8 protein-coding genes are annotated in these 11,395 nt (G+C 72.6%); 2 read left to right on the top strand and 6 right to left on the bottom strand.

What is annotated here, in order from left to right; genetic code table 11:
- Position 1: 1 nt before the first annotated feature.
- Genes LL648_RS30965 through LL648_RS30950 form a run of 4 tightly spaced genes read right to left on the bottom strand, consistent with a single transcriptional unit; the run spans position 2 to position 6,745 of the window.
- Positions 2-943 carry a carbohydrate ABC transporter permease gene (locus tag LL648_RS30965; protein ID WP_232666321.1) on the bottom strand — a complete coding sequence of 314 codons (942 nt, stop codon included), beginning with the start codon at positions 941-943 and terminating at the stop codon, positions 2-4.
- Positions 940-2,232 (bottom strand): ABC transporter substrate-binding protein, encoded by a 1,293-nt coding sequence (locus tag LL648_RS30960; protein ID WP_232666320.1) that lies wholly within the window; start codon positions 2,230-2,232, stop codon positions 940-942. Before LL648_RS30960 ends, LL648_RS30965 begins: the two co-directional genes overlap by 4 nt.
- Complete coding sequence (locus LL648_RS30955) at positions 2,229-3,509, bottom strand: cellulase-like family protein (RefSeq protein WP_232666319.1); 1,281 nt, start codon at positions 3,507-3,509, stop codon at positions 2,229-2,231. The genes LL648_RS30960 and LL648_RS30955 overlap by 4 nt, the downstream gene beginning before the upstream one ends.
- Positions 3,506-6,745, bottom strand: coding sequence for a DUF5107 domain-containing protein (locus tag LL648_RS30950; RefSeq protein WP_232666318.1), 3,240 nt, complete (start codon positions 6,743-6,745; stop codon positions 3,506-3,508). The genes LL648_RS30955 and LL648_RS30950 overlap by 4 nt, the downstream gene beginning before the upstream one ends.
- Before the next feature lie 102 nt (positions 6,746-6,847).
- On the opposite strand from LL648_RS30950, the gene LL648_RS30945 reads away from it, so the two are divergent.
- The gene (locus LL648_RS30945; RefSeq protein WP_232666317.1) at positions 6,848-7,717 is read left to right on the top strand and encodes an AraC family transcriptional regulator; all 870 of its coding nucleotides are present in this window, start codon (positions 6,848-6,850) and stop codon (positions 7,715-7,717) included.
- Between the two features lie 19 nt (positions 7,718-7,736).
- Positions 7,737-9,746 (top strand): HEAT repeat domain-containing protein, encoded by a 2,010-nt coding sequence (locus LL648_RS30940; protein WP_232666316.1) that lies wholly within the window; start codon positions 7,737-7,739, stop codon positions 9,744-9,746.
- Here the strand turns inward: LL648_RS30940 and LL648_RS30935 are convergent.
- Together LL648_RS30935 and LL648_RS30930 are read right to left on the bottom strand one after the other, a co-directional pair.
- Entirely contained in the window at positions 9,741-10,877 is a 1,137-nt protein-coding gene (locus LL648_RS30935) for a DNA alkylation repair protein (protein ID WP_232666315.1), read from the bottom strand. The genes LL648_RS30940 and LL648_RS30935 overlap by 6 nt on opposite strands.
- 32 nt (positions 10,878-10,909) lie before the next feature.
- Complete coding sequence (locus LL648_RS30930; RefSeq protein WP_232666314.1) at positions 10,910-11,353, bottom strand: DoxX family protein; 444 nt, start codon at positions 11,351-11,353, stop codon at positions 10,910-10,912.
- Positions 11,354-11,395: the final 42 nt, after the last annotated feature.

Here is an 11,395-nt window from a genome sequence, read left to right as displayed (position 1 = left end):
GTCAGGCCTCCTCGCGCGACTGGCGGACCAGGTAGGTGATGATGAACGCCACCGCGAGCACGAAGATCACCACGGCGATCGCGGAGCCGTAGCCGAGGTTCACCAGCGTGAACCCCTGCTGGAACATGTACGTCGAGAGCAGCTGCGTCATGTTGTACGGGCCGCCACGGGTCATCGCCCACACGATGTCGAACGTGCGCAGCGAGTCGATCACGGTGACGGCGAAGATCACCGTGTTCACCCCGCGCAGTTGCGGCATCACCACGCGCCAGAACCGCTGCCACGCGTTCGCGCCGTCGACGGCCGCCGCCTCCTCGAGCGACGGATCGACGCCCTTCAAGCCCGCGAGGTAGAGCACCATGATGTAGCCGACCTGCCGCCAGACCGCCGCGATCAGCACGGCGTAGAGCGCGGTGTCGGGGTCGGCGAGCCACTGCCTCGACCAGGCGTCGAGCCCGAGCACCCCGAGCCCCGCGTCGATCGGGCCGTCGGGCTGGTACATGACCCGCCAGAGCAGGCCCGTGACGGCCAGCGAGACGACCATCGGCAGGTAGATCGCGCTGCGGTAGATCGAGATGCCCCGACCGGGCCGGTTGAGCGCGACGGCGAGCGCGAGCCCGCCCGCCACCGAGAGCCCGCCGAACCCGACCACCCAGATGGCGTTGTTGCGCAACGCCGTCATGAACACCGGGTCGGCGAAGAGACGCTCGTAGTTGGCGAACCCGACCGGTTGCGCGGGGCCGACTCCCTTCCAGCTGGTGAACGAGAGCGAGAAGCTGTTGAAAGCGGGCCAGAACACCCAGAACAGCTCCACCGCGAGCGGCACCGCGAGGAACACCCAGACCAGCACGGGCACCCGGCCCAGGACCCCGCGCCGCTTCCGGACGCCGGGGGCCGAGCCGCCGGTCCGCGGCCGGGCACGCAGAGCCGTCGCGCCGGTCATGACGTGAAGACCTGCTTCGCGGCCGCCTGCCATTCCCGCTGCGCAGCGGGGATGTCCGCCGGGTTGGCCAGGAACTTCGTGAGCGCGGCGTCGGCGGTCGCCTGCAGGGCGTCGCTGGAGTCGCGGTTGAAGAACTGCGTGATCTCCTGGGTGCTGTTCAGCAGCGCGATGCCCTTCTGCACCAGCGGGCTGAACGTCGTCGTGTCGACCTCCGGCGAGGTCGGCATGTTCGACGAGCCGGACTTCTGGATGTAGGTCTGCTGCGCCTTGGCCGAGGCCAGGTAGGACAACAGGTCCTTCGCACCCTGCGGGTTCTTGCTCCCCGCGGCGGCGAAGAACCCGTCGGTGGGCGCCTCCTCGGCGGTCGGGACGCCGGGGTTGATCGTCGGGACGGAGAAGAAGTCCAGGTCGTCCTGCTGCTCCTTCGGGAAGTACTGCGTGCAGAACGCGCCGACGAGGTACATCGCCGCCTCGTTGTTGACCATCGGCGTGACGGCCTGCTGCGCGTCCCACGACGTCTGGTTGGGGTGGAAGTACGGGATCAGCCGGCGGTACTGGTCGAGGACGTCGGCCACCTGCTTGTCCTCGAACGAGTGCTTCCCGGCGAGCAGCTCACGGTGGTAGGTCGCACCGTTGATGCGCAGGTTCAGGTAGTCGAACCAGCCCGATGTCATCCACGCGGTCGAACCGATGCCGTTGGTCAGCGGGTGGATGCCGCGCGCCTTCAGCTGGTCGCACAAGGCGATGAAGCCGTCCCAGGTCGTCGGCGGCTCGATGCCCCACTGCGCGAACGCCGACTTCTTGTAGAAGATCGACCACCAGTAGTAGCTGGTCGGCACGAAGATCGCCTTGCCGTCGCTCGACGTGGACAGCGCGCGCAGCGCCGGCGAGAAGTTCGCGCACGCCCCGCCGGGCCCCCAGAGGTCCGAGACGTCCAGCAGCAGCCCCTGCTGGGCATAGGAGTTGGCGACCGAGCCCGCGTACCAGGCCAGCACGTCGGGCGGGGTGGAGCTGGACAGGTACGTCGAGAGCTGCGCGCGGAACTGCTCGGTCGCGACGGAGTTGAGAGTGGTCTGCTGGCCGGTGTAGGCCGCGACGACCTCCTGCAGCGCGGCCTTCGGCCCGGTGTCCTGGATCGACGACTGCAGGGTGAGCGTCGTCGCGCCGCCGGCGGGGGTGCCGGCGTCCGAGCCCGAGCCCACGCAGCTCGCGAGCAGCGGGACGGCGCCGATGCTCGCGGCGCCGACGAGGAACCGGCGCCGGGACAACCCGGTGGATGACGTGCTCATGACGACCTCCCGTGCGCCGCCGTTGGCGCAGCTGCGGTGAACGAAGAGTTGCATTCCTGCTGGAGCGCGATGTCGTCCCACATCGGGTGCTGGGGTGCGGCGTTGGAGCAGACGACGGTGCCCCACGCCCCCCGCGCCGCCGCCTCGCGGACGGCGAACCGGCAGATCTCGGCCCCGACGGGCCCTTCCTCGAACATGCCGTGCAGCGGCGTGTAGCCGACCCAGCCCTCGCCGAGCACGAGCGGGACGCCGTGCGCGGCCGCCCAGTCGGCGGCGACGTCCAGCCACATCGTGAGCTTCTCGGCCATCGCGACGCGGTGCTCGCCGTAGTGGTCGTAGAGCCAGCGGTCGAACGCGCCCGCATCGGTCCAGTCGTGCACATATACCTCGGCCTGGCGGATGATCGTGGCCTGCATCCGCCAGGCGTGCTCGGCGGGGACCGTCCACTGCGCGGCCGGCGGCGCGCCCGGCCGCAGGATCGCCGAGGCCGCCTCCTGCGGGAACTCCTCGACGGGGCGGCGCAGCCCGAACTCCTCGATCAGCGCGCCGAGCACGCCGTAGACGTATGGGTGCACGGCGAGCACGTCGATGTTGGTCGGGATGCCGCGCATCGAGGCGTGCGGCACACCGCCGTAGTTGACGGTGATCGGTCGCCCGGGGTGCCGCGCGCGGAACCGCTCGACGGCCTTCTCCAGCGACGGGCCCAGCTCGACGACCCGGTCGGCGCCGGCCGGTTGTCCCTCGGTGAGGTGCCCGGTCTGCACCTCGTTGTGGATCTCGGTGTAGGCGACGGCGTCGGCGAGGTCCTCGGCGACGAGCAGGTCCATCAGGTCGGCGTGGGCGTCGGCGAGCCGGTCGGGGCGCTCGGCCGGCGGCACCGCACGCAGCGCGTCCCACCAGTCGGAGGTGGCGGCGAACGCCGAGCTCTGCTGGTACTCCCACGAGGAGACGATCACCCGGACTCCGTGCCGGCGGGCTGCGCGGAAGAACGCGAGCAGGTGCGCGCGGGCGTCGATGGTGGTCTCGGCCTGCACGTCGTACCAGCGCAGCCCCTGGCCGTACCCGCCGCCCAGCGGGCCGAGCCGCAGCGCGGAGGTATCAAGCCCGGAGCCGAACAGGAGGAACGGCATCGCGCAGATCCGCACGGTGTTGTAGCCGCGTTCGACGGCCTGCGCGAACGCGGCGTCGAGGTCGGCGAACGGCTCCCCGGGACCCGTTCGGACGTACCAGGAGAAGTCCCAGAGCGTGATCGTCAGCTTGTCGGGGGCGGGCGTCATTGCACCTCCAGCGGTTCACGGGCGAGGTCGCTTGCGAGATCGATTGCGGGGACGTGGTGCGGGTCGAGTTCCAGCAGCGCACGGAGCCGTCCCCGCGCCTGTTCGTGGTCGCCGTCGAGCACGTCGAGCTGGGCGCGCAGGAACAGCAGCCGCCGGTCCTGCGCGTCCGCCGGGTCCTCGGTGAACAGCAGCATCGACGGCAGCGAGGTGGCGAAGAAGTCGACACGCGCAGGGGTGGCGGCCAGCTCGTCGCAGAACGCGCGGAGCGCGTCGGTCACCGCTGCCGCGTCCGCGTCGCGGCCCAGCCGGCGCAGAGCCAGCACCGAGGAGTAGGTGGCCTCGGAGTGGGTCTGCGCGCTCATCCCGAGGAAATCGCCCTGCTCGGCAGCCGCCAATTCCCATGCCTGCGCGGCGCCGGGGTGGTCCCCGGCCGCGGCGAGCAGGTCACCGCGCTGCAGGTGCAGCGCCGCGGTGCTGGCCAGCGGGTGACGTGCCTCGCCGAGCGTCCGTGGCGGGTCGAGCGCGGCGTCCGGGTCCTGCGACAGTCGGCACAGCCGGTCCCACACCCGCACCACCTCTCCCTCGCCGCCCTCCCACGGCTGGAACGTCCGCCCGAGCAGCAGCGCGCGGGCGTCGTCGAGCCGCCGGGCGGTGAGCAGCAGGTCGGCGAGCGCGACGGTGGCATCGTCGCGGGTCTCGACAAGTGTCCTGACCTGCAACAACCGTTCCAGTCGCCGTTCTGGACGCACTCCGCGGCGCGCGTCGAGCCGGTCGCTCTCGACGACCAGCCGGGCGTCCGGACCGGCGACGGCGAGCGCCCGGTCGTACGCGCCGCGCGCGGCCGCGGCGTCGCCGAGGTGGTTGTACGCGGCGAGGCCGATGTTGCGCCAGACGACGGGGTCCGACGGGTCGGCGGCGGCGCTCGCCCGCCAGGCCGCGAGGGCGTCGTCGGGACGGCCGGCCGCGTAGAGCCAGTGCCCACGAAGGGCAGCCGCCACCGGATCGGCCGGATCGGCGGCCGCCAGCGCCGCGACGTCGTCGAGCCGCGAGGGGAAGCACCAGGTCGGGTCCGGCGGGTTCGCCGCGCGGCCGGTGATCGCAGCGCGGTGATAGGCGATCATCGCACCGGCCGCCGTCTGGCCGATCGCCTGCCGCCCGATCACCCTGCGGCGTTCCCGCTGGTCGGCGAGGTCGAGCAGGCGCAGCGCGGCCTCGGGCTCGCCGACACCGCGGTACTCGATGGCGACGTCGACGCACGCCTGGGCGTCGCCGGACGCCGGCCGGCCGGCGAGGTCGCGGGTCCAGCAGTCGAGCGGGTCCAGTGCCAGCGTCGCGCGCAGCTGCTCCCCGGCGTCGGTATCGCGGCCGAGCCTGCGCAGCACGAGCACCCGCAGCGCCCGTGCCTGCAGGTGCTCCGGTTCGGTGCGCAGCACGTCGCCGAGCCGGCCGAGAGCGGCGGCGTCACGCGCGGCGGCTGCGTCGATGCGGGCCATCCGGTAGCCGGCGGCCGCGCGCCACTCACGCGTCCACGACGCCTTGCCGAGGACGTCGTAGGCCTCGTCCGCGCGTCCGGTCCGCTCCAGCACCAGCCCGAGCAGGTAGAACGCGGTGGTGTCGGCCGGGTTGGCGTTCAGCACGGTCTGGCGGGCGATCGCCGCACGAAGGTGCGTCTCGGCGGCGTCGAAGTCGCCGCTGCGGTACGCCCGGCCGGCGAGACCGACGTTGCTGGCCACGTGCCCGGGGTCGCGGCGCAGCGCCTCGCGCCAGTAGGGCTCGGGGCAACGGGTGGCGTGGCGGTACTGCTGCAGGTGCGCGCCGATCACCGCCAGCTCCTCGACCGACGGGACGTCGGCGGGCGCGGCCGGCTCGCGCGCGGGCACGATCTTCGTGCTGGTGGCGGGCACCTCGGCCGACCAGCTCACCAGCTCGGCACCGTCGTGCAACACCCGCAGCCCGACGGGCGCCGTGGCCAGCGTGAGCAGGCACGGGCGGCCCGGCGCGATGTCGACGGTCGTCTCGGTCGCCGTGCCGTCGGCGTCGACAACGCGCAGCACGCACCCCGGCCGCGCCGTGGTGACCGCGACCCCGAGCTCGGTACCGTCCACCCGCACCGCGGCGTCGACGGTGGCGGCCTGCGCCGGCCCGATCTCCTGGATCGGGTACCAGACCTGCGAGAACACCTTCGTCTCACCGGGCGCGATGTGTGCGAAGTCGGGCTGGTTGTCGGTGAACACGCCCGCCATCAGCTCGACGTAGTGCGCGCCGTCGTCGCTCAGGTTGGCATCCCACGCGTGCCCGAACGCGGCGGTGCCCCACGTCCACTGCTTCTTCCCGACGGCGATCTGCCGGTCGGCGACGTGCACGAACCCGGCCCGTGCGGCGTGGTCGTACCCGCCGAAGAAGCCCTCCCGGCTGCCGACGCACATGTAGGAGGTCGGCACGGGGATGTTGCGGTACCAGTCGAGCCGGTCGCCGCCGTGCTCGGCGCGGGCGGGGTAGTCGACGCCGTAGTAGGGCCGGTCGGCCGCGGGGAAGGCCGTGACCGCGCGCCGGGCGTGGTCGGCCACCATCCGCACGTCCCGCGGGAAGAACGACTGGTAGTGCTCGTCGACGCGGGCAGCGACGTTCGCCCACCACAGGAACGTCTGGGGCAGCTCGCTGCGGTTGTAGAGCCGCACCCGCAGCTCCAGCGTCGCGTGCCCGGGCCGCAGCCGCACACCGTGCATGCCCTTCATGCGCGTGAACGGGTCGTGGTCGGAGCACCACACCGTCACCGCGCCGTCGGGTTCGCGCTCGATCTCGACGTCGGTGGGCAGGAACGTGGCCGGCCGGTGGTGCTGCGGCCAGTTCAGCTCGACCCCGCCGGCGATCCACGGGCCGGCCAGCCCGACGAGGGCCGGCTTGATCACCGGGTTGCGGTAGAAGAAGTCGTAGCCGCTCGCGCGGTCGTGCCCGACGTGGATGCGCCCGCCCAGCTCGGGCAGCACCATCACACGCAGCCACTCGTTCTCCAGGTGCACCGCCGCCCACTCGACGGGCCGGCGCTGCTGGCTGATCCGGTCGTGGAACGGAAGCGGGTACACCCGCCCCGACGAGCCCTGGTAGACGCGGCGGTCGAGGTAGGCGGGGTAGCGGTCGGGCTGCTCCGGCAGGTAGCTGTCGATCGTCACCGGCTCGTGCCATGCGGCCACCGCGGCGGCGGTCTGGTCGACCGGGCGGTTCGGCAGCTCGTGCATGGGGAGACGCTAAGAGCGGGAGGTCTGCGACCCCATGGGCAAATCGACCGAGTTGCCTGGACGATTCGCGGATTCCGGGCACCGACGACGTACCGTGGGGGCGTGCTGCTCCCCGACGGCTTCCCCGGCCAGCGGCTGCGCGTGCTCCCCCGGCCGCTCGTCGCAGCGGCGCTGCGCAGACCGCCGACGGCCGCGCTGCTCGTCACCGACGCCGGCTACTTCCCCCACGCGGCGAACCACGGTCGACGCCGTCCGGAGGGCACGCCGGAGGTCGTGGTGATCGTCTGCGTCGACGGGATCGGGCACTGCGAGGCCGGCGGGCGGAGCAGCGTCGTGCACCCGCACCACGCGCTCGTCCTGCCGCCGGACCAGCCGCACGTCTACTGGGCCGACCCGAAACGGCCATGGACGATCTGGTGGTTGCATGCCGCCGGGACCCAGGTTGCGCAGCTGCTGTCGGTGATCGCTCCCGACGGTCGCGAGCAGGTCGTCGAGCTGCACGACGTCTACCGCGCCGTCTCGACGATCGACGACACGATCGGCTTCCTGGAGCGCGACGAGACCGTCCCGAGCCTGATCTCCGCCTCCGGCTCGGGCTGGGCGCTGCTCGCCCAGGTCGCCGCCGACACCGTCGGGGGCGGGCTGCGGCGCACCGAACCGGTCCGCCAGGCGCACGACTACCTGCGCCGCAACTTCGCCAAGCCGGTCAGCGTCAGCGAGCTGGCCAGGACGGCCGGCCTGTCGACGTCCCACTTCGCCGCGCTCTTCCGCGCCGCCACCGGCAGCGGCGTCGTCGAGTACACCAAGCGGCTGCGGATGGCCCGGGCCCGCGAGCTGCTCATCACGTCATCGCGCGACATCGCCGACGTCGCCGTCGCGGTCGGCTACCCGGACCCGTTCTACTTCTCCCGCCAGTTCCGCACGGTGCACGGCTGCAGCCCGAGCGAGTACCGCAGCACGCACCGGGGATAGGTCCGGCAGAATCCGGTTCGTGTTCGCCGGCCTCGACGAGATCGACTGGGCGTCGATGACGCACGCGTACGGCCCCGCCGACGAGGTTCCCGACCTGGTGCGGCAGCTCGTCAGCGCCGATCCCGACGACCGGGAGATGGCGCTCGACGGCTTCTACGGTTCCGTGCACCACCAGGGCGATGTGTACGAATGCACGCTCGCCGCGATCCCGTTCCTGCTGGAAGCCGCAACGAGCCCGGCGCTGCCCGGTCGAGGTCCGATCGTCGAGCTCCTGGCCAGCATCGGCGCGCCCTTCATCGATGAGCTCGAAATGGGTGAGCCCGGCAGCGGTTGGCAGGACCCGGCACGACCGGTGATCGTCGAGCGGTACCCCGACTTCCTCGACCTGCTGGCCGACGACGATCCGGAGGTCCGGCGCGCGGCACCGAAGGCGCTGCGGGTATGTGGTTCCCGGGCGAGCGCAGCGCTGCGGGCACGGTTCCCCGATGAGACCGACCGCCAGGCCCGCATCGCGATCGTCGCGGCTGTGGGCCGGTTGGGGGGTGCCGAGGCCTGGCTCGGCGAGCTGTTGACGACCTGCCCCGACCCGGAGCTGCGGTTCGCTGTACTCACCGAACTCGCGGCGGGTTCACCCACCACCGAGGTCGTGCCGATGGCCGTTCGGCTGCTGCGTGAGCTCTATGCCGCCCCCGCGCCGCCCCGCGAACCGGCACGACCGGCCACGAATACTCTGATCGGTCAGCTCCGGGAGCAGGCGGAGCTGGACGCGGCCGGTCGCGCCACCCCGGACCCGGCTCAGCTGGTCAGAGACTTCAGCAGGGCCCTCGACGACCGCGTCGAGGAGCGGATCGCCCTGCTGACTCACCTGATCGGGGAGCCGGCCTGGGAGGCCCGCTACGACGCGATCGGACCGGCGTCGTACCTCATCAAAGGATGGCGTGGCGACTACGGCGACCTGGTTCGGCTGATCGGCGACCGGCTCGCGGACCCGCACCCGCGCGTACCCGCTGTCGCAGCCGAAGCGTTGGCACCGCTCGACGCGCTGGCAGCGCCCGCGGCGGATGCGCTCGCGCGGGCCCTGGATGCCGCGCCGCAGGACGGGATGCACCCGCAGCGCGAGGGCCTGCCACCGTGGGTCCTCTCCTTCCAGGACGGGTCGTCGACCATCGGCCCGTTGCCACGCGCGCTGGCGAGGCTCGGTGATCGGCGAGCGCTTCCGGCGATCCGGTGGGCGCTGGAACGCCCGCGCATCCCGAGCGGTGTCCACGCGGCGGTCGGGAAACTCGGGTCGGCTGCCGCGGACCTCGTGCCGCTGATCCGAGAGCGCCTGCGCCCCGGCGGGAACCGTATCGCCGATGTCGACCGGAGCTGGTCGGAGCTGGTCGGGGCGCTCGGCCGGCTCGGCCCGGCCGCCGCCGACGCGATCCCCGAGCTGCGGGAGCTGCTGGGGCAGCCCCCGTCGCTGACGGAGCAGGTGGTGACGACGCTGGGGCTGATCGGCCCTGCCGCGGCCGAGACGATCCCGACCGTCCGTCACCTGCTCCAGCACGGCGAGCCGAAGGTCGAGATCGCCGCCGCACTCGGACTGTGGCGCATCACCGGTGATCCGACCTCGGCGCTGCCTGTTCTGACGGCGCACCTGGACGGCGGCGTCTACGACGTGCCACGGGCTGCGGAGGCCTTGGCCGAACTCGGCCCGGTGGCCGCCGACGCGGTGCCGAAGCTGCACGAGCTGCTGCGCGCCGAAAGCCCGTGGACACGTGCGGGTGCGGCGCAGGCGCTGTGGCGGACCGCCGGCCGGACCGAGATCTCCACGCTGACCGCGGTGTGGGCGGAGAACAAGTACACCCGGCTGCACGTCGCGCGATGCCTTGCCGAGATGGGTGCCGAGATGGATGCTGCCGCTGCCGACGCGGCGCCGCTGATGCGGGCGGAACTGGGCCGGCGACAACGCGTGCAGAACTCGATCGTCGACGACCTCGCGCTGCTGGCGGCGTGCGCCGCCGTCCTCAACCCGACGGCGTCATAGCCGCGACTGTCCCGCAGGCTCGATCCCGACCACGTCGAACGTCACCCTGCCCGACCGCGCCCCGTTCACCTGCACCTCGACGGCGTGCTCGCCGGGGTAGTGCCGGCGGGTCGTCACCGGCCGGAACGAGTGGCGCTTCGCCAGCACCACCCGCTCCCCCGGCGCGAGCGTCCGGCTCGTGAGCTTGAAGACCTTCGGCGCCAGCGAACCGGCGGCCTTGCGGTAGTGCACCACGTAGTCGACGACCAACCGTGCCTCGGCCGCGCCGTTGTTCACCAGCTCCACCGAGAACTCCAGCTCGTCGCCCAGCGCCACCACCCCGGCCACCAGCTGCGGCGCTCCGACGGCGACGTCGGGCGCGGGCGGGAACCCGAGCAGCGCGAGCGCACCGGGGTCGGCCTTCTTGACCAGGGTGCGCATCGCGTGGCGGACGACCCGCGGGGTCGACTCCGCCGGCCTGGCCAGCCACCCGTCGGCCACCGCGACGGCGAGCGCCGGGTCGAGCCTGCTCAGGTCGTTCAGGTGGTTGGCGACCGAGCGTCGCACGTACTCCGCCGGGTCGGCGTACAACGCCTCCAGGATCGGGAGCGTCGCGTCGGGCCGCCGGTTGAGCTCCGGCACCTGCCGTGCCCACGGCAGGCGGGTGCGGGTGCCCTCGCTCGCGAGCCTGCGCACGTGCTCGTCGGGGTGCGCCACCCACTTCTCGACGACGGCGAGCGTCCGATCCAGGTCGGCGTTCAGGAACGTGCGCAACGCGAACTCGGCCGTGAGCCGCGGCGTGAGCTCGGCGAGCAGTGCGAGGCCGTCGTCGAACGCCGGACCGTCGTCCGCCGCAGCCTCCACCACCGCCGCGGTGGCGACCGCCTCGGTGACCGGCCAGATCATCCAGCCCGTGAACGACGGGTCGGGCAACGCCGCCCGGACGACGGCAGCCACCGCGGCGAACCCCTCACCGCAGTCGGCCACCAGGGCGTCGGCGGCGAGCCGCACGCGCGCCCCGAGCGCCAACGGGGACAGGGCCGCGGCGCTCGCCGCCACCCCGTCCCACCGGCGCCCGGGATCGGCGGCGTGCAGGCAGCTCGCGAGCGCCTCGATCGTCCCCCTGCCGACCAGCTCGTCCGCGAACGGCATGACACTCCCCTCCGAAACCGACGGGGAGGACGCTAGCGAGCGGCACCGACAGTCTCGGGGCGCCGGGCGCCGAGCGCGCCGTCGACGCTGAACCGGCCGGCCCCGGTCGCCGCGAGCGCGAGCGCACCGGCCGCGATCACCCCGACCAGCTCCCAGCCACCGTCCGACGCGAACACGCCGTTGGGCAGGTGGACGATCACCGCGGCCCCGACCATGTCGAGCACGACCAGCACCCCGACCAGCGCCGTTGCGGCACCGGCAATCAGCAGCGCGCCACCGACCAGCTCGACGACGGCCGCGAACGTCGCCGAGACGCCCGGCATCGGCACGCCCATGCCCTCGAAGGCCTGGCTGGTGCCGCCGATGCCGTTGGTGACGAACTTCTGCCAGCCGTGTGCGATCAGGACGACGCCGAGCACGAGCCGGGCGACGAGGAGCGCAATGTCGCGAACGGAGCTGGGGAGCGCGCGGATCATGGGTCTTCTCTCCTTGTTGTTGAACATTCAACTCAGCAGAAG

The organism is Pseudonocardia sp. TRM90224, assembly GCF_021245725.1.
Lineage (GTDB): Bacteria > Actinomycetota > Actinomycetes > Mycobacteriales > Pseudonocardiaceae > Pseudonocardia.
The sequence above is the reverse complement of the archived record's forward strand: the minus strand, read 5'-3'. Positions and strand labels throughout refer to the sequence as shown.